This window comes from Kitasatospora sp. NPDC001159, from assembly GCF_053598235.1.
This window is the reverse complement of sequence record NZ_JBSFJV010000055.1, coordinates 37,742-56,315: the sequence shown is the minus strand read 5'-3', so window position 1 is coordinate 56,315 and position 18,574 is coordinate 37,742. Positions and strand designations below refer to the sequence as shown.

Below are 18,574 nucleotides of genomic sequence, written 5' to 3'. Positions count from 1 at the left end.
CCGGCGACATCGGCGAACCGGGTGCCCGGCCGCTCCGCCTCGATGATCTTCGCCCGGGCTCCGGGGTTCCCCGCACCCCGAACGCCCCTCAACCCAAAGGACCTCCGATGCTCACCTGCTCCCACCTCGACGCGATCGCCGTCGAGCCCGTCGAGCCCGCAGACCCTGCCGAACCGGCCTCCTGCCGGGAGTGCCTGGCGACCGGTGCCGACTGGGTCCACCTGCGCCGCTGCCTGACGTGCGGCCGCATCGGCTGCTGCGACTCCTCGACGAACAAGCACGCCAGCCGCCACTACGAGGCGACCGGCCACCCCCTCATCGCCTCCCACCAGCCGGGCGAGGGCTGGATCTGGTGCTTCCCCGACCGGCTCCTCCTGGACTCCGTCGAATGACCACCGCCGCGACCGCCCCGGCCCGGAAGCCGGTGATCCTCGCGGTGGACGACGATCCCCAGGTGCTCCGCGCCGTCCGCCGCGATCTGCGCTCCGCGTACGCCGACGACTACCGGGTGCTGAGCGCCTCGTCCGCTACCGAGGCCTTGAGCGTCCTGGACGCCCTGGACGAGCGCTCACAGGACCCGGCGCTCTTCCTCGTGGACCAACGGATGCCGGACATGACCGGCGTCGACTTCCTGCTGGAGGCCGTGAGCCGCTACCCGGACGCCAAGCGCGTGCTGCTCACCGCGTTCGCCGAGACCGAGGCCGCGATCACCGCCATCAACAGGGTGCGGCTCGACTACTACCTCATGAAACCCTGGGACCCACCCGCCGAGCGGCTCTTCCCCGTGCTGGACGACCTGCTCTCCGACTGGGCCGCCGCGTACCGTCCCGCCTACCGGGGAATCCGCGTCGTCGGGCACCCCGTCTCCGCCGGGACGCACTCCGTACGGGACTTCCTCACCCGCAACGGCGCGCCCTTCCGCTTCCTGAACGCGGAAACCGACCCGGAGGCCCGGCTGCTGCTGGCCGAACACCCGCAGGCCGGGCTGCCACTGGTGGTCTTCCCCGAGGGAGCACCGCTCTCCGCTCCCGGCACCGCCGAACTCGCCGACCGCCTCGGCCTGGCCACCACCGCGTCCCGACCGCACTACGAGACGGTGATCGTCGGCGCCGGCCCGGCCGGCCTCGCGGCCGGTGTGTACGCGGCCTCGGAGGGCCTGTCCACGCTGCTGCTGGACGCCGACTCGCCCGGCGGACAGGCCGGGACGTCGAGCCTGATCGAGAACTACCTGGGCTTCCCCGCCGGGCTGTCGGGCGGCGACCTCGCCCGGCGCGCGGTCAGCCAGGCCACCCGTTTCGGCGCGGAACTGCTCCACCCGGTGGACGTCGTCGGGCTCCGGCGGGCCGACCCCGCCCGGATCCTGACGCTGGCCGACGGCTCCGAGATCAGCGCCGAGACCGTGCTGGTGGCCACCGGGGTCTCCTACAACCGCCTGGAGGTGCCAGGCGCGGAGCGGTTCGAGGGCGCGGGCCTGTACTACGGGGCCGCGACCACCGAGAGCAGTTCATGCATCTCGCACCACGTCCACATCATCGGCGGCGCCAACTCATCCGGACAGGCCGCCATCCACTTCTCCCGGTACGCGGCCAAGGTGACCGTGCTGGTACGGGGTGACTCGCTGGAAGCCGGGATGTCCCGGTACCTCGTTGACGAGATCCGCCGGGCGCCGAACATCGAGGTGCGCCTCACCACCCGGGTCCTCGCGCTGGACGGAAGGGACCGGCTGGAACACATCACTCTCCTGGACGACGCTGCCGGCCGCAGGACCGTGGAGCCCGCCAACTTCGTCTTCACCTTCATCGGGGGGCGGCCCCGCACCGACTGGCTGCACGGCGTCGTGGACTGCGACGACCGCGGCTTCGTCCTGACCGGGCCCGACCTCATGAGCTCCGGCGAACCGCCGGCCTCCTGGCCGCCGGGACGCGTCCCCTTCCTGCTGGAGACCAGTGTCCCGGGCGTGTTCGCGGCCGGAGACGTGCGCGCCCACTCGATCAAGCGCGTCGCCTCGGGCGTCGGCGAGGGCGCCATGGCCGTCGCCCTCATCCACCGCTACCGGTCGGACGGCTGACGCACTGCCGATGTCCGGCGATGAACGCACGGCGCCCCCTGGCAGGACCCGGCTCCGACACCTGCCGCCTCATGTGGATAATCCCTTCCGTGACCTCAGGGATGGCCCGCCACAGGTGGCGGTCGGCACTTCGCGCCTTCGTCCTCTTCCTCGTGTGCGGTGGGCTCAGCCTCGTCGCCTGCGGGATGGTGATGCACCGCCCTGCTGGTGCGGCGCCATGGGGTGGACTCCTCTTCGGGGCGACCGTGTGCGCGACGCTCACCTCGGTGTTGCCACCTCGACGACGCCGCTGACCTCCCCTGCGGAAGCCGACGGGTCACGGGGTGCCGAGGGCGGCCTCCTCGCGGTCGAGGTCGTGCTGGAGGCGGCGGCGGGTGGTGTCGCTGATGCGGTGTTCGTCGTAGAGACGGTGCAGCTCGGTGCTCTGGACGGCGATGACCTCGTGGCGCAGCTGCCGGTAGGCGGCGTCGGCGGTGCTTCCGTCGGGGGCTTCGGGATTGCGGTCGAGGCGTGCGGTGAGGCCGCGCCGTACCCGGTCGAGGGCGGTGTCGGGCATGGCCTCCAGGGTGGCGAGGTGGTCGACGTGGTCGAGGGCGGCGCGGTTGAGGGCGTCGCGGGCGTCGTCCTCCTCGCGGGCGGTGTGCTCGGGTTCGAGGGCGAGTCCGGAGCGGTTGACCACGGCGGCGAGGGTCAGGCCCTGGACGACGAGGGTGAACACGACGACCGAGGTGGTGAGCACCAGGACCAGCGGTCGTCCGGTGAGCTTGGTGCCGTCGTCGGTGACCAGCGGGATGGACAGGGCGGCGGCCAGCGGCATGACGCCGCGGGTACCGGCCCAGGTGACCACGCCGGCAACCCGCCAGGACAGTCGGCCGCGGCCCTGGGTGGGCTTGATCGCGCGGGTCAGCGGCAGCGTGGACAGCACCCGCACCGCGATCAACACGGCGGCTAGCGCGAGTGCCTGCAGCGGCCAGAGGCCAGTGCCAGCCGGAAGGTCCCGGACCAGCGTCGGCAGTTCCAGGCCGACGATGGAGAAGACGACGCTCTCCAGCAGGAACACCACCACCGCGTACACGGCGTGCAGCTGGAGGCGGATGTGGGCGTCGGTGAGGCGGTGGCCGGAGCGGCCGAGCAGGACCCCGGCGACCACGACCGAGGTGACGCCGGAGGTGTGCACGGATTCGGCGAGCACGTAGGCGGCGTACGGGGTGACCAGGGCGATCACGGTCTCCAGCACCGGGTCGGTGGTGCGGCGGCGCACCAGCCAGACCAGGCCCGCGAGGGCGGCACCGACCAGGCTGCCGCCCCCGCCGAGCAGCAGGAACTCCCCGCCCGCCTCGGGCAGACTCACCGAGGCGCCCACGGCCACCGCGATACCGACGGCGACCTTGAACAGGACGAGCGAGGTGGCGTCGTTGAACAGGCTCTCGGCCTGCACCAGGACCTGGACCCGCCCGGGCAGGGCGAGTCGGCGGCCGAGCGCGGTGACCGCCACCGGGTCGGTACTGGCCAGCACAGCACCGAGGACGAAGGCCATCGCGGGCGGCAGTCCAGCCACGGCGACGGCCGTGAAGCCGACAGCGGCGGCGGAGGCGAAGACCAGGCCGAAGGAGAGGATCGTCACCGGCCGCCACACCGTCCGCAGGTCCCGCAGCGACAGTTCCTCCGCGGAGGCGTACAGCAGTGGCGGCAGCACCACCATGCCGATGATCTGCGGTGGGACGTGCAGGGCGGGGACACCGGGTATCAGCGCCGCCCCGACGCCGGCCAGGACCAGCAGCGAGGGCGCGGGCATGCGCAGCCGCCGGGCGAAGGTGGCCACGGTCGTGGCCAAAACCACCAGGACGAGAACGATCCCTACAACGCGCATCGGCGGAAAAGACCTCATCACGACGAACGGGGTCACCGCCGCCGATCGCCGCAGTCGTCCCCCGAGCCGACCAGGCTTCCCGGCACACCTGCGGCCATCTTATCGGGACATTAGCGGGGAGTGGCAGGGCATATTCCCACGTCGCCCGGAACACGGTCCGCGCACACGGGGCGCGAGCGCCGCAGCCGGTCTCCCGGTGCGGCTCCGTACGTGTGAGGACGACCATGGAGACGGAGGTGGTCAGCCGCAGGGCTCACCTGCGGCGGAGGCGTCCGAGCCCGTACCGGGTTCCACCGGGCGGCCGGGAAGGACGGCGGTGATGCCTCGCGGCCGGTTGCGGGTCTACCTCGGGGCCGCTCCCGGGGTCGGCAAGACGTACGACATGCTCGCCGAGGGGCAGCGGCGTGCCTCACGCGGGACCGACGTCGTGATCGCGTACGTCGAGGACTACGGCCGGCCGCTGACCCGCCGGATGGCCGAAGGCCTGGAGACCGTACCCCGCCGGACCATGCCGTACCGGGGGTGTGCTTTCACCGAGATGGACCTGGACGCGGTGCTCACCCGTCGCCCGCAGGTCGCACTGGTCGACGAGCTGGCACACAGCAACGTCCCCGGTTGCCGGCACGAGAAGCGCTGGCAGGACGTGGAGGAACTCCTGGAGGCCGGAATCGACGTCATCTCCACGGTCAACATCCAGCACCTGGAGTCACTCAACGACGTCGTGGAACGGATCACCGGCATCCGCCAGCGCGAGACGATCCCCGACGACGTGGTCCGCCGAGCCGACCAGATCGAACTGGTCGACATGTCCGCCGAGGCCCTGCGCAGGCGGATGGCGCACGGCAACATCTACCCGCCGGAGAGGATCGACGCAGCGCTCACGAACTTCTTCCGCCCCGGCAACCTGACCGCCCTGCGGGAGCTCGCCCTGCTCTGGGCGGCCGACCGGGTCGAGGAAGCCCTGCTGCGCTACCGCCACGACCACGGCATCCAGCAGCCATGGGGCACTCGGGAACGCGTCCTGGTCGCACTGTCCGGCGGGCCCGAGGGCGACACCCTGATCCGGCGGGCCAAGCGCACCGCCTCCCGCGGGGCCGGTGGCGAGTTCCTCGCCGTCCACGTCACCCGCGACGACGGGCTGGCCAGCGCGTCCCCGCAGCTGCTGACCCACCAGCGTGGCCTGGTGGAGAGCCTCGGCGGGAGCTGGCACACGGTGACCGGCGGCGACCCGGCGCAGACGGTCCTGGCGTTCGCCCGGCAGGTCAACGCCTCCCAGATCGTGATCGGCGCCACCCGCCGCAGCCGCTTCAAGGGCCTGTTCAGCCGCGGCACCGGGGAGGCCATCATCGAGGGCTCCGGTGACGACATCGACGTCTACGTCGTCACCCACTCCGAAGCCGCCCATGGCCGGTTCCTGCACCGTCACCGGCCTCGCGAAGAGGATTGACCACGACCTTTCCGGCCTGGCCGGGTCGTCCACGGGAAACGTTTCGGACACCCGTTGGTCTCGCCCGCATGACGCCGCCGTCAAAGCCGCGTCAAGGTTCCGAATCACCCGTATGGAAGGCGTCAGGAAACTATGACGCGCTCCATATGGCTGGTTTGCTGCCCTCTGCCGGTTCCTCCGCCGGTGCCGCGCACGCCTCCGGCCAGTGCCTGCGGCGTCCCCCATATCCCCCACCTGGTGGAACTCATGCTCGATCTCGTGTTCGTCGGCCTCACGGTTGCCGTGTTCGCCGTCATCGCTCTGGTCGCGAAGGGGGTGGAGAAGCTGTGAGCGCCGAGAATCTCGCAGGTCTCATCGTCGCCGTCGCTCTCGTCGGCTACCTCGTCGTCGCGCTGATCTTCCCGGAGAAGTTCTGATCATGAGCTCCACTCTCGCGGGCTGGATGCAGGCCCTCGCCCTCGTCGGCGCGCTGGCCCTGTGCTACCGCCCCCTCGGCGACTACATCGCCAAGCTCCTCACCACCGCCAAGCACCTCAGAGTCGCAAGTGCGTTGTGCGGCCGTCGGCTCATGGACGCCGGTCAGTCCTCGTCGAACTCCTCGTACTCCTCGCGCAGGTTCTCCAGCAGCCCCACCCAGAGGTCGGACTTGTCCGGTCCCTGGCCCAACTGCGCCACCAGCGCCTCGAATTCGTCCAGCGCGGTCTGAGCGTCGCCGTTGACGATCCGCTCCTCGAAGCCGGCCAGCAGCCCCAGCGCGCCGATCACCTCGGGCAGCGAATCGGCCGCCCAGCCGCCGTGGCCGCGTCCGGTGGTCCAGCCGTCCGAGTTGTAGATCTCGACGACGCCGCACTCGGCGTCCACCATCAGGTGCCAGTCGTCGAACTTGCCGACGCAGTAGGCCAGGCCCGCCGGGGAGTCGTCCTCGGGGTCACGGGCGTACAGCTCCTCGGTGTCCGCCTCCCACATGCCGCGCTCGGGCAGGTCCGCCGAGTCGTAGCCGACGAAGTCCAGCTCGACGGCCGGAATGCCGACCTCGGTCAGGAACGCCCGGGCCGTGCCCGACTCCAGCCCCTCGGGCAGCGTCTCGGGCCGCCACAGCGTGCCCTCGCCGAAGCAGGACTCCAGCCAGGCCGCGGTGGGGTTCCTGGCGGCGGCCAGCAGCTCGGCGTGCGGCCCGTCGGCTACCTCCGCGGCATCGGTGGCGGCGGTCGTGTCGGTCGCGGTCATCGGTCCATCTCCCCCGGTCAGAGCGGTGCAGGGGCCCCATTCAAGCGCACCGCACCGACAGCAGGTGTCACCGGGTCAGCTCCTCCGGGGCTCTCCACCTCGGTGCTGAAGGACCATCTGGCGGCCGGCCACCCGGCGATCGCCCGGGTGGACTACCTGTGGCGGCACCTGGCGGCTACGCCACCTGCGGCCAGATGGCGGTCGTCATCGGCTGACCGGCCGGAACCGGCAGCGCGGTTCCGGCCGGCCTCAGGGCGATCGCCTAGAAGAAGGAGTCGTCATCGTCCTCGTAGTAGTTGTTGACGACCACGTGGGGCTCGTCGTCGCTCAGCGCCTCGTTCAGCAGCATGCCGCCGACCAGGCCGGCCGCGCCGGCACCGATCATCGCGCCGGTGCCGAAGCGCCGGCCCTGGTCCTGCTGGCCGGGCACCTGCGGGTGGCCTTGCTGGACCTGCTGGACCGGCTGCGGGTAGCCGGCCTGCGGCGGGGTGTAGAACGGCGGGACGGTGGTCTGCACCCGCTGGGCGCAGGTGGCACAGGCCTCGACCTGGCGCGGCACGCCCCACTGCGGCTGCCACAGCACGGCGGTCGAACCGTAGCCGTGCGAGGGGTCGAAGAAACACGTCACGGGTGAACTCCCTGTTGCTGGCTGGGTCTTCGGAACAGCGGGCGCCACCGCAGGGGCGGCGGGCACGGGAGCCGGGGCGGGCGTCGGCACGGCGGGCACGGGCTGCAGGACGTCGACGCCGAAGTCCGTGGCGATGCCCCCGAGCCCCGAGGCGTACCCCTGCCCGACGGCCCGGAACTTCCAGTCCGTGCCGTGCCGGTAGAGCTCGCCGAACACCATCGCCGTCTCGCTGCCGGCCTCCGGCCGCACGTCGTAGCGGGCCACCTCGGCGCCGCCGTCCGCGTCGGCGATCCGGATGTAGGCGCCACGGACCTGCCCGAAGGTCTGCCGCCGCTGGGCCGCGTCGTAGATCGCCACCGCGAAGACGATCTTCTCGACGTCAGCGGCGACCTCCGCGAGCCGGACCTCGATCCGCTCGCGGTCGTCACCCGTGCCGCTGCCGCCCTGGTGGCGGACCGAGCCGTCCGGACTTTGCAGGTTGTTGAAAAAGACGAAGTGCTGGTCCGTGAGGACCTTCCCGGACGCCCCGCAGAGCAGCGCGCTGGCGTCCAGGTCGTACCCGCCACCGGCCGTCCAGCCCAGGCCCACCCGGACCACCCGCAGCCCGGGGGCCTGCTTGCCCAGGGAGACGTTGCCGCCCTTCGCCAGGGCCACACTCATGGGGTTTCCTCCACTACCGTCCGAAACACGCTGTTCGACCACGACAACGCTGTAGATGTCACGCCGGTTCCCGGTTCCAGCACCAGGGCCTCGTCAGTACCGCACCGGGAGTTCCAGCAGGCCACGGGCCCGGATGGCGGGCCGGTGGCGCAGCTCCCCGACCGGGACGTCCAGGGCGAGGTCGGGGAACCGGCGCAGCAGCGCGGACAGCGCGAGGGAGGTCTCCATCCGGGCCAGCGGGGCGCCCAGGCAGTAGTGGATGCCGTGGCCGAGGGCGAGGTGACCGTTCTCGCGACGGCGCAGGTCGAGCCGGTCGGGGTCGGTGAACTGCTCGGGGTCGCGGTTGGCGGAGGCCAGCGAGAGCAGCACGGTCTCGCCCGCCGGGACGGTGACCCCGCCGATGATGACGTCCTCGCGCGGGAAGCGGCGGATGGCCAGCGGGGCGGGACCGTCGAAGCGGGCGAACTCCTCGACGGCGCCCGCGATCAGCTCCGGCTCGGCGCGCAGGGCGGCGAGCTGCTCGGGGTGGGTGAGCAGGGCGAGGACGGCGTTGGCGATCAGGTGGACGGTGTTCTCGTAGCCGCCGAAGAGGATCACGAAGGCGAGCGAGGTCAGCTCGTCCTCGCTCAGGCTGTCCTGTTCGTCCCGGACCGCGATCAGGTCGGAGAGCAGGTCGTCGGCCGGTTCGGTGCGCTTGCGCTCGATCAGGCCGGTGAAGAAGCCGAGCATCGACGTGACGGCGGCGCGGGCCTGCTCGGGTCGGGCCGGGTCCGGGGTGATCAGGGTGTCGGTCCAGGAGCGGAAGTCCAACCGGTCGTCCTCGGGGACGCCGAGCAGGTCGCAGATGACCGTGATCGGCAGCGGCGCGGCATAGTTCGCCACCAGGTCAGTGCGACCCAACGGCTCGATGGTGTCGAGGAGTTGCTCGGCTACCCGCTCGATCGGCGCGCGCAGGGCGCTGACCCGGCGCGGGGTGAAGGCCTGGGAGACGAGGCGGCGGATCCGGGTGTGGTCCGGCGGGTCCATGTTGAGCAGGTTGGCGTCCAGCGCGGGCGGCAGCGAGAGGCCCTTGTAGTTGCCGGGTGCGGCGTGCGCCTTGTCGAGGGCGAGGCTGGGGTCGGCGAGCGCCTGGCGGACGTCCGGGTAGCGGGTCACCAGCCAGACGGGCAGCCCGTCCGGGCCGACGATCCGTTGCACGGGCGCCTCGGCGCGCAGCTTGGCGTAGGTGCCGTACGGGTCGGCGATCAGGGACTTCACGGTCGGGTCGAGAGGTGTCACCCGGTCAGCCTACGGGTACGGGACGGGCGCTCTGGCGGGGCGTCAGCCCGACACCTATTGTCGGTGGACATGACACAGCTTCGCCGTGCCACCAGACGTACCGTCGGCCGCGCCGCCACCCTGGCCGCCGTCCTCGCCGGGACGCTCGCCGCCCTGCTGGTCCCCGCCGCCGCCCACGCCGACCGGGCCGGCTGCCGGTCCGCCACCACCGCGCCCCTGGACGCCGAACAGGCCCGCCTCCAGGACGCCCGGACCGCCACCTTCACCGAGCGCTCCGGCCTCGACGACCTGCTCGCGGGCTTCCCGGCCGCGCTCTGCGCCGCCCGCAACGCCCACCGCGCCGAGCGGGTGGTGGACGCCTGGGGCCGGGCGCTCTGGCAGGCCGGCGTCGACCGCGCCCAGGGCCGCCGGCCGGGCGGCGACCTGTCCGCCCGCGACGACCGCCCGCTGTACTGGACCAGGCTCGCCATGACCGCCCAACTCGCCCGCTGGCAGCCGAAGTTCGATGTCGACCAGGCCGGCCTTCGGGCCCGCCTCGAGGACGCCTCACGCGGTCTGGACGACCGCTTCACCGGCGACCCCGGCATCCGGCGGATCTTCGTCAGCGGCTTCGACCCGTACGGTCTGGACACCGAACCACGCCGCGCCAACCCCTCCGGCGCGGCCGTCCTGCAACTGCACGGACAGCGGATCACCCTCGTCGACGGCAGCACCGCCGAAGTCCGGGCCGTCGTCCTGCCGGTGCGCTACGGCGACTTCAACGACGGCATCGTGGAGCGCGCCTTCGGCCCGCGCCTGCTGCCCGGCCCGCAGTCCGCCGACCTGATCACCAGCATCAGCCAGGGCTACCCCGGAAAGTTCACCCTGGAGGCCTGGGCCGGCCGAGCCCGCTCCGCCGACCCGGCCACCGACAACGTGGGCGCGCTCTCCGGCGGCACCCGCAACCACCCGGTCGACGCCCCGGGCCTGGCCGACGGCCCCGAGTTCATCCACACCACCCTGCCCACGGACGCCATGACGGCCGTCCAGCAGCCCTACCCGGTCCTCCTCAACACCCCCGTCACCGAGATCCCCGAGGGCTCCACCACCCCCGTCGTCCGCCCCGACGGCCCCACCCCCTGCTCCCGCGCCGTTGCCGGCGGCGGCGGAGGCTACCTCTCCAACGAGGTCGCCTACCGCTCCAACCGCCTCCGCCTCGACCTCGCCCCCGACCTCCCCGGCGGGCACCTGCACACCCCGGTCCTCACCGGGCTCCCGGCGGACCAGGCGCGGGTCACGTCGCCGGAGTTCGAGCGGAACGAGGCGGCGATCTCGGACCAGGTGGGGGCGATCCTGCGCGGCGCGAGGCTCTGAGGAGCGGACGTCGATCAGGTGCGCCTATGCCGGGAGGGCGAAGCGCGTCCCCGCCGCCCGGGTGCGCGAGCACGCGATCTCCGCGTACGCCGCCTCCTGCCCCGCCCAGTGCGAGCCCTCGACCGACTTGCCGCGTTCGAGGTCCTTGTACACCTCGAAGAAGTGGGTGACCTCCAGCAGGTCGAACTCCGGCAGGTCGCCGACGTCCCGCAGGTCGGCGTAGCGCGGGTCGTGGGCCGGAACGCAGAGCACCTTCTGGTCCGGGCCGCGCTCGTCCCGCATCACCCACATGCCGACCGCCCGGCAGGTGAGCACACAGCCGGGGACGGCCGGCTCGCCGCCGAGGACGAGCGCGTCGAGGGGTTCGCCGTCGCCGCCGAGGGTGCCTTCGACGTAGCCGTAGTCGGTGGGGTAGCGGGTGGCCGTGAAGAGGGTGCGGTCGAGGCGGATGCGGCCCGCGTCGAAGTCCATCACGTACTTGTTCCGGGACCCCTGGGGGATCTCGATCACGACCTCGAACTCCGCGAACTCCACCGTCGCCTCCTCCTCGGATCCTGGGAAGATTGTCCTGGGGAGATTGTCCGCCGTCAGGGCCCCGTAGGCGGCCATCGAAACGACACCCGCCGTTCGGGGTCAACCGATGGCATCCGCGCCATGGGGAGCTGGCGGGTCACGGTCACGGACCACCGACGCGAGCGCGGCGGTCGGCCGCAGGGGCGTCCGGAGGGGCCGCCGGCGCGACGCGACGGGTGGGAGGTACACGGCCGGGGCGAGCTCAGCTGCGTCGACGCCACCGGCCGGGTACTGCCGGACGGCACCCTGATGGTGCTGGACGCGGGGGTGCTGCGTGCGGTCGGGCAGGAGTTGGACGACGCCGTGCTGGGCGAGCTGCACCCACTGGCCCCGGACGAGCGACCCCGCTTCAGACACGCCTCAGCGGCTCACCGCACCACCGGCAGTTCCAGCACCGACCCCCGCTCCCCGCCGTACCCGATCCGGTAGCCGGCCTGCCCGTCGGCCGGGAGCAGCTGGAAGGAGTCAGGGTTGGCGGCAGCGACGGTGAGCCGGATCCGCTCGCCCGCGCGGAAGAGCACCGAGACCGGCTGGAGGTCGATCACCACCCGCTGTGCCCTGCCCTGCGGGAAGGGCTCGGCGTCACCGGCCGCGTAGGTCCGGGGCGTGCGCAGCCTGCGCCAGTCGGGATTGTCGTCCCGGTCGGCCACCGCACGGTCGGTCAGGGCGAGTTGCCCCTCCGTCAGATAGGTGACCCGCCCGTCCGGTGCGACGTCCTCCAGGTACACGTGCAGCGCTCCCTGCGCCGAGCCGGCCAGGCCGGTGACGTCGAGGGTGACCTTGCCGTTGCCGGTGACCCGGGTGTCCTCGGTCAGCGGCGCGGTCGTGTAGCTGAGCAGCTTGGCGTCCACGGCGGCCCGGTCGGGGTAACTGACCTTGTCCCCGCTGAGGTTGGTGTTCCAGCGGTCGAACGGGCCGGTGCCGGCGGTCGGGTCGAGGCGCAGCAGGTCGGAGCCGGGGCGCCGGTCGCCGTCGTCGTTCCTCCCCCGGCTCAGGCTGTTGCCCTCGCCGAGGAGGAGCCGCCGGGTGCGGGTGCCGGGCAGCGGCCAGCGGGTGGTGGTGCGCCAGACACCCTCGTTGAAGGTGTAGTAGTGCACCTGCCGCTGCCCGTCGGGGTGGGCGCCGTCCCGTACGTAGCGGTCGAAGAACGCGTAGGTGCGCTGGTCGATTTGGTCGTGTTCCGGTTCGGTGAGCGGCCGGGCGGGCTGGAACGGGTCGGCGAACCAGCCGGAGCCGTGGTTCCACGGGCCGATCCAGTCGTCCTGGGTGTTGGACAGGCCGGTGAGCTGGGAGAGCACCCCGTTGGCCGTGCCCGCGTCGAGCCAGCCGGCCCGGGTCAGCACCGGTACCCCGCCGTCCTCGACCTCGTCGGCCTTCTCACCGACGCTGCCGACGGTCCAGCTCTGCGGGCCGTCCCGGTAGTCGCGGTAGGCGCCGGTGTGGGCCATCGCAACCAGGTTGGCGTTGTTCGCGTGCTCGGCGCGGGCGGCGGTCAGCAGCGCCGGCCCGTCCGGGCCGTCGACCGGCCGGGGGATGAGGCCCGTGAGGCCGGTGTGTTCGCAGAGCTGCCGGGTCTCCTCGCTGGTCTCGCAGGTGGTGCCACCGGCCTGGTCGAGGATGCGCAGCATCAGCGCGTACGGGGCGAGCCGGGGCTCGATCAGCAGGCCGCCGGGGCGCGCCAGGTCCTCGTACGGGTCGAAGTCGTAGGAGATGGGTGTGGCGGCGGCGATGTGGTGGTTGCCCAGGGCGGTGGCCAGCATGGCGGTGTCGCCGCCGTAGGAGGTGCCGGTGGTGCCGACCCGGCCGTTGGACCAGGGCTGGGCGGCGATCCAGTCACTGAGCGGGCCGCTGTCGGCGACGGCGTCGGAGCCGAGTTCGGAGGTCAGGGTGCCGAAGGAGGCGCCGGTGCCGCGCAGGTCGGCGGCGACGTACGCGTAGCCGCGGGCGTTCCACAGTTCGGCGGCGCCGCTGGTGCCGCCGGGCTGGCCGGGTTGGACCCTGGCGCGCCAGTAGCGCTGGGTGACCAGGACGGTGGGCAGGTTGGCGCCGGGCAGGGTGCCGGGCGGGAGGTAGACGTCGACGGCGAGGCGGACGCCGTCGGGCATGGTGACGTAGCGCGACTGGAGGTGCGGTTCGACAGTGGGTGCGGCCACGGACGGGGCCGCCGCGAGGCCCAGCAGCGTGAGCACCGAGAGGCCTGTCGCCAGCGAACGGCGAAGCGTCCCCCGCCTCACCGGGCGGTCGCCTTCCAGGGGCCTGCCTCGGGCCGCGCCTCGGTGCCCGTCCACGGCCAGGGCGGCATGCGGACCTCGGCGCCGTCCGGGGCGGACACCACGGGGGCGTCACCGACCTCGGCGGTCTCGTAGGAGTGGTGCACTGTCTGGTTGCTCATCGACGCCCCGGCCTCTCTCGTCTCACGGAGTTCCTGGGCTCGTCCCCCACCGCCGATGAGACCACGGCCGCCCGAGAGCCCGCCATACGCTCCGACGCGTACCCGCCCCTGAACCAACCCCGAGCCGCTACCCCGAGATGCCCCCGAACTCGCGTACCGCGTCGGTGACGATGGCCTCCAGCCGGGCGTGGTGGGCGCCGCGCCAGTAGGCCTGTCCGCAGTCGGCGCACTGGGCGAAGGCGTCGTAGGAGCGCTCGGTGCCGTCCCGGAGCTGTTCGCGCACCGAGGTCTTGGTGACGGTGCGCAGCGTGCCGTTGCAGGCGGTGCAGCGACTCCACGGGGCGAGCGGCGGGGCGAAGCGGGAGAGCACGTCGCGCAGTTGCTCGGCGGGGCGGTGGCTGTAGACGTAGGCGCCGGCCCACAGTTCGCGGCGGCGCAGCAGGCCGCGGTCGCGGGAGAGCATGACGCGTTGCTCGGCGGCGGAGCGGGCGGCCAGGGCGGCGTCGCCGATGTCCGGGTTCTCGTAGGCGGCGTCGACGCCGAGCAGGCGCAGTCGGCGGGCGAGGGTGCCGAGGTGGACGTCCAGCAGGAAGCGCGGCGGGGCGGGCGAGGGCTGCGGCCTGGTCACGGACTCGACGGAGACGTGCTCGGCGTCGGCCGGGACGTACGAGTCGGCGACGGGCCGTCCGTCCACCAGCAGGGCGCCGACCTCGGTGAGCGGGACGCCCAGCGACTCGACCACGTGGCCGAGGGTGGAGGTGCCGTCGGTGCGCAGCGAGGTGCGACCGGCCCGCCGGGGCGCGGAGACGAAGAGGTGCAGCTCAGGGGCGAAGTCGAACCAGATCTGGGGTCTGTCCACGCGGCCAGCATGCCAGCGCGCGGCGGGCGGGGGCCACCGTTTTCCGAGCGGCCTGGTTTCCAGGTGCCCCACTCTCCGGGTGCCCCACTCTCCGGGTGGCCCGCTTCTCCGGGTGCCCCGCTTCTCCGGCTACCCCCGCGACGCCGCGACCGCCGGGGCCGGTACGGTGCGGCGGTCGCTCGCCGCCCAGCGGGCGACCGGCCCCATCGCGTACCCGGCGGCGAGGAAGACCCCGCCGAGCACCAGCCAGCCCGCGAGGCCGCCGTCCAGCAGCAGCGTGGTGAGCAGCAGCGGCCCGAGGGTGCGGGCGACGGCCACGCCGGTGCCGAAGAAGCCCTGGTACTGGCCGATCCGCTCCGGTGGCGCGAGGTCGAAGCCGAGCTGCCAGGAGCCGGCCGACTGCCGCATCTCCCCGGCGACCTGCAGGACGGCCGCGGTCGTCAGCAGCGCTCCGACCGCCCAGACCGGGACGTCCAGCGCGGACAGCCCGCAGACCGCGCAGGAGGCGAGCAGCAGTACCCCGGCCGAGCGGACCGCCTTCACCGCCGAGTCCAGCCCGGTGACGCCGCGCGCCGCCCGGACCTGGAAGGCCAGCACCGCCACGGTGTTCAGCACGAACAGCGCCGAGCCGAGCCAGCCGATCCCGGCGGCGCGCTCGGCGATCCACAGCGGCAGCACCAGGCTGAGCAGCGGCATCCGCAGCAGCAGCACGGTGTTGACCAGGGTGACGGCGGCGTAGCGCCGGTCCCGCAGCACGGCCAGCCGCGGGCCGGTGCCCGACTCCGGTGCCGCGGGCGGGACTTCAGGTAGCCGACGGAGGACCAGCGCGCCGACCAGGAAGCCGATGGCGGTGACGGTGAAAGCGCCCAGGTAGGCGGTCCGGGTGCCGAGGGTGAGCGCGATGCCGCCGATGGCGGCTCCAACGGCCAAGCCGCCGTTGAGGGTTGACTGCAGGTGGGCGAGCAGTCCGGTCCGCTCGTCGCGCGGCACCAGGCCGGCGACCAAGGCCTGCCGGGCGGCGGTGAGCCCGGACTGCGCGGTGGCGTAGAGGCAGACGGCGAGCAGGAACAGCCCGTAGGAACGGATCACCAGGAAGCCGGCGACCACGACCACCGTGCCGAGCGCGAGCGTCACCGCCGTACGGCGCGGGCCCCGGCGGTCGGCGAGGTGGCCGAGCGGGACGCCGGCCAGCGAGCCGAGCGCCCAGGCGACGGCGAGGCCGGCGCCGAGGGCGGTGGCCGACATGCCGACGACCCGGGTGAAGTAGAGCGCGGAGCAGGTGTAGTACGCACCGTCGCCCACGGCGCTCGCCAACTGGGCTGCGGCGAGCGTCCGCTGAGGTCCGTCGGGCGGCAGCAGGGCAAACCGGGCGGCGCTGTGGTTCGACACGTCTCTCCTGTTCGGCACTTCTCTCCTGGCTGACTGACCGACCATCCGACGGACGGACTGTGGACTCACGAACTGACGGACGGGCCGACGGGCCGACGGGCGGCGCGCGGGCCCGGTGTTCGCAACCGTTGCCAGCGGGCCTCTGCGCCCTGGAACCCAGCCTAGTGAGCGAATGGACCGCCCAACAGGTCCAGTGATCTTTAACTTTCCTGGGCCACTTTCGTCCCCCGCCGCACCACCGGGCGAGCGGTGAACTCCCGTCCGACGGCACCCGGTTGATCCCTGCAGGCGCTTCGACCCCCAGCGCGACCGGTCCCGCCCGCGCGGCCGAAGCGCCGTCCGTACCCGCTCCGACTCCCCCGCCCGAATCGGACGAAGCACCTCCACCACCCGGCCGGAGGGCCAAGATTGGCCGTGTTGACCCGTCAGTAGTGCCCTCTTATGCTCAACGGCGTTCGCGATCCGGCACCGGGGCCAGGGCCGTCCGTGCCCGCCCGATCCGGCGCCGTATCGGCTCGAAGGGTTCCTCCCATCAGCACCTCCATCGCGCCCTCGGACTCCACCGGCCACGCGGACGCGGCAGCCGGACCGGCCGCCGCCGAGGCCACCGGCCGGCGCCGCTTCCTCACCTACCTGCTGGCCGCGCCGACCCTCACCGTCGCCGCCCGGCTCGGCCTGGACACCGCCGCTCCCGCCACCGCGCAGGCCGCCGTACGAGCCGCCGCCGCTACCCAGGACGCCTCCGCGCCGCCGCAGTTGCTCGGCCTTCCGGGCATTCCGGACGTCCTCGACCTCGGCCACGCGATGATCCTCGCCGGGCTGCCGACCTCGCACCTGCTGGTGCTCGAAATCACCCCCGCCGGGCGTGCCGCGCTCCACCTCCCCCGGCTGGAGGTCGGCCAGGGCCTGACCACCTCGATCGCCATGCTGGTCGCCGAGGAGCTCGACGCCAAGCTCGCCGACGTGGACGTCCCGCTCTCCGACGGCCGCCCCGAACTGCTCTTCAACCAGATGACCGGCGGCTCCAACTCGGTGCGCTCGCTGTACGACCCGGTGCGCGCCGCGGCCGCCGCCGCCCGCGCCCGGCTGGTGACCGCCGCGGCCAACCGCTGGAACGTTCCGGCGAACACCCTGCGCACCGCCGACTCCGCCGTCCTCGCCCCCGACGGCCGCCGCCTCGGCTACGGCGAACTCGCCGCCGACGCCGCCGCGGTGGCACTGCCCGCCGTGCCCGGCACGCCCAAGCCCGCCGACCAGCGGCACCTGGTCGGCAAGCCGACCGGCCGGATCGACGCCCGCGACATCGTCACCGGGCGCGCCAAGTACGCCGGGGACCTGCAGGTCCCGGGCGCCGTGCCGACCGTGGTCGCCCGCCCGACCACCATCAACGGCACCCTCAAGTCCCTGGACGCCTCGGCCGCCCGCACCATGCCCGGGGTGCTCGCCGTGGTGCAGATCCCCAGCGGCGTCGCCGTCCTCGCCGAGACCTTCGACCAGGCGCTCAAGGCCCGCGACGCCCTGCGCACCACCTGGAACCCGGGCCCGGTCGCGGACCTCTCTACCGCCGACATCCAGGCCCGACTGCGCGCCGCCCACGCGCCGTTCCTGCTCCCGCCGCTGCTCACCCAGTACCTGGACGCCGAGTTCGACTTCGCCTTCGTCAACCACGCGCCGATGGAGGTGCTGACCGCCGTCGCCGACGTGCGGCCGGGCCGCGCCGAACTGTGGTTCGCCGCGCAGAGCCCGATCACCGCCCAGCAGACCATCGCCGCCGAACTCGGCCTGCCGCAGCACACCGTCACCGTCCACGTCGTGCGCGGCGGCGGCTCCTTCGGGCGCCGGCTGTTCTTCGACGCCGCCCTGGAGGCCGCCCAGATCTCCAAGGCCGCCGGCCGCCCGGTCAAGCTGATGTGGACCCGCAACGACGACATGCGCCATGGCCGGATGCGCCCCGCCAGCCACCACCGGATCCGCGCCACCTACGGCCTCGGCCAGGTCCTCACCTGGGAGCACCGCGCCGCCACCGTCAGGACCGACCTCAGCCACGGCCTCGGCGAGGCGCTCACCGGGGCCGGTTTCAACCTGTCACTGGCCGGGCTCAGCCTCGCCCAGGCCTTCTTCCTGCTCACCGAGAAGAACCCGTACGACGTCGGCATCCCCACCCAGCTGCTCGCCGAACTGCCACTGGCCATGCACACCGGCAGCTGGCGCTCGGTCTACTCCGGCATGGTCCGGGTCGCCGACGAGATCACGATGGACGAACTCGCCCGCCGGATGGGACAGGACGAGCTCGCCTTCCGCCGTGCCCGACTGCGCGACGCCGCCGGGAAGGCGCTCCTGGACACCGTCGCCACGGCCGGCGACTGGGGCCGCGCGATGCCACCCGGCCAGGCCCAGGGCCTCGGCTACCACGACGAGAACGGCGGCCGGGCCGCCTACCTGGTCGAACTGGACGCCTCCGACCGGGCCGACCCCCGGGTCACCAAGGCGGTGATCGCCGCCGACGTCGGCCAGGTCATCAACCCCTGCGGCCTGGAAGCCCAGTTGACCGGCGCGCTGATCGACGGCATCTCGGTCATCCTGCAGGCCGGCAACCACATCGACAACGGCGCGGTACGGGAAGGAAGTTACGCCGACTTCCACTACGCCCGGCAGCGGAACACCCCGCCGGTGGTCGAGATCCACCTGATGCCGCCGAGCGGAGCCCCGGGCGGCGCGGGCGAGTTGGGCGTCCCGGCGGCCTCGGCCGCCGTCGCCAACGCCTACGCGCGCGCGACCGGCACCAGCCCGCGCTCCTTCCCGGTCAACTTCTGACCGCCGCCGACCGACC

Annotated in this window: 16 protein-coding genes; 7 read left to right on the top strand and 9 right to left on the bottom strand. The window is 73.0% G+C overall.

Annotated features, from left to right (window positions below; translation table 11 throughout):
* The first annotated feature begins 107 nt into the window (after window positions 1–107).
* Together ACWC9T_RS25635 and ACWC9T_RS25630 are read left to right on the top strand one after the other, a co-directional pair.
* Window positions 108–392 carry a UBP-type zinc finger domain-containing protein gene (locus ACWC9T_RS25635; RefSeq protein ID WP_449823388.1) on the top strand — a complete coding sequence of 95 codons (285 nt, stop codon included), beginning with the start codon at window positions 108–110 and terminating at the stop codon, window positions 390–392.
* Window positions 389–2,068, top strand: a complete 1,680-nt coding sequence (locus tag ACWC9T_RS25630; protein WP_449823387.1) for an FAD-dependent oxidoreductase — start codon at window positions 389–391, stop codon at window positions 2,066–2,068. The genes ACWC9T_RS25635 and ACWC9T_RS25630 overlap by 4 nt, the downstream gene beginning before the upstream one ends.
* A gap of 316 nt (window positions 2,069–2,384) precedes the next feature.
* Here the strand turns inward: ACWC9T_RS25630 and ACWC9T_RS25625 are convergent, their stop codons facing one another.
* Window positions 2,385–3,938, bottom strand: coding sequence for a Na+/H+ antiporter (locus ACWC9T_RS25625; protein WP_449823386.1), 1,554 nt, complete (start codon window positions 3,936–3,938; stop codon window positions 2,385–2,387).
* Between the two features lie 319 nt (window positions 3,939–4,257).
* Here ACWC9T_RS25625 and ACWC9T_RS25620 point away from each other — a divergent pair, with 319 nt between their 5' ends.
* Together ACWC9T_RS25620 and kdpF are read left to right on the top strand one after the other, a co-directional pair.
* Complete coding sequence (locus ACWC9T_RS25620; RefSeq protein WP_449823385.1) at window positions 4,258–5,385, top strand: universal stress protein; 1,128 nt, start codon at window positions 4,258–4,260, stop codon at window positions 5,383–5,385.
* A 326-nt stretch (window positions 5,386–5,711) separates the two neighbouring features.
* On the top strand, window positions 5,712–5,801 hold the full coding sequence (gene kdpF, locus ACWC9T_RS25615; protein WP_037830997.1) for a K(+)-transporting ATPase subunit F: 90 nt from the start codon (window positions 5,712–5,714) through the stop codon (window positions 5,799–5,801).
* Window positions 5,802–5,964: 163 nt separating this feature from the next.
* Here the strand turns inward: kdpF and ACWC9T_RS25610 are convergent, their stop codons facing one another.
* The 3 genes from ACWC9T_RS25610 to ACWC9T_RS25600 all read right to left on the bottom strand — a co-directional run bounded on the left by ACWC9T_RS25610 (window position 5,965) and on the right by ACWC9T_RS25600 (window position 9,178).
* Window positions 5,965–6,612, bottom strand: a complete 648-nt coding sequence (locus tag ACWC9T_RS25610) for a hypothetical protein (protein WP_449823384.1) — start codon at window positions 6,610–6,612, stop codon at window positions 5,965–5,967.
* A gap of 262 nt (window positions 6,613–6,874) precedes the next feature.
* Window positions 6,875–7,900 carry a TerD family protein gene (locus ACWC9T_RS25605; RefSeq protein WP_449823383.1) on the bottom strand — a complete coding sequence of 342 codons (1,026 nt, stop codon included), beginning with the start codon at window positions 7,898–7,900 and terminating at the stop codon, window positions 6,875–6,877.
* Window positions 7,901–7,993: 93 nt separating this feature from the next.
* Complete coding sequence (locus ACWC9T_RS25600) at window positions 7,994–9,178, bottom strand: cytochrome P450 family protein (protein ID WP_449823382.1); 1,185 nt, start codon at window positions 9,176–9,178, stop codon at window positions 7,994–7,996.
* A gap of 69 nt (window positions 9,179–9,247) precedes the next feature.
* Here ACWC9T_RS25600 and ACWC9T_RS25595 point away from each other — a divergent pair, with 69 nt between their 5' ends.
* Entirely contained in the window at window positions 9,248–10,531 is a 1,284-nt protein-coding gene (locus ACWC9T_RS25595; RefSeq protein ID WP_449823381.1) for a pyroglutamyl peptidase, read from the top strand.
* Between the two features lie 24 nt (window positions 10,532–10,555).
* Here ACWC9T_RS25595 and ACWC9T_RS25590 read toward each other — a convergent pair whose 3' ends face one another.
* Window positions 10,556–11,065: an inorganic diphosphatase gene (locus tag ACWC9T_RS25590; protein WP_449823380.1), complete on the bottom strand. Its 510-nt coding sequence runs from the start codon at window positions 11,063–11,065 to the stop codon at window positions 10,556–10,558.
* Window positions 11,066–11,185: 120 nt separating this feature from the next.
* Between ACWC9T_RS25590 and ACWC9T_RS25585 the strand changes: the two genes are divergently transcribed.
* A complete protein-coding gene (locus tag ACWC9T_RS25585; RefSeq protein WP_449823379.1) occupies window positions 11,186–11,533 on the top strand; it encodes a hypothetical protein in 348 nt (115 codons plus the stop codon).
* Here the strand turns inward: ACWC9T_RS25585 and ACWC9T_RS25580 are convergent.
* From ACWC9T_RS25580 to ACWC9T_RS25565, 4 genes are all read right to left on the bottom strand, one after another.
* Window positions 11,473–13,293 carry a CocE/NonD family hydrolase gene (locus ACWC9T_RS25580; protein ID WP_449823378.1) on the bottom strand — a complete coding sequence of 607 codons (1,821 nt, stop codon included), beginning with the start codon at window positions 13,291–13,293 and terminating at the stop codon, window positions 11,473–11,475. The two genes, ACWC9T_RS25585 and ACWC9T_RS25580, sit on opposite strands and share 61 nt — an antisense overlap.
* A 41-nt stretch (window positions 13,294–13,334) precedes the next feature.
* Window positions 13,335–13,496: a hypothetical protein gene (locus tag ACWC9T_RS25575; protein ID WP_449823377.1), complete on the bottom strand. Its 162-nt coding sequence runs from the start codon at window positions 13,494–13,496 to the stop codon at window positions 13,335–13,337.
* A gap of 127 nt (window positions 13,497–13,623) precedes the next feature.
* A complete protein-coding gene (locus ACWC9T_RS25570; RefSeq protein WP_449823376.1) occupies window positions 13,624–14,355 on the bottom strand; it encodes a Mut7-C RNAse domain-containing protein in 732 nt (243 codons plus the stop codon).
* 129 nt (window positions 14,356–14,484) lie between these two features.
* A complete protein-coding gene (locus tag ACWC9T_RS25565) occupies window positions 14,485–15,744 on the bottom strand; it encodes an MFS transporter (RefSeq protein WP_449823375.1) in 1,260 nt (419 codons plus the stop codon).
* Window positions 15,745–16,230: 486 nt separating this feature from the next.
* Between ACWC9T_RS25565 and ACWC9T_RS25560 the strand changes: the two genes are divergently transcribed.
* Entirely contained in the window at window positions 16,231–18,558 is a 2,328-nt protein-coding gene (locus ACWC9T_RS25560) for a molybdopterin cofactor-binding domain-containing protein (protein WP_449823374.1), read from the top strand.
* The last annotated feature ends 16 nt before the right edge of the window (window positions 18,559–18,574 follow it).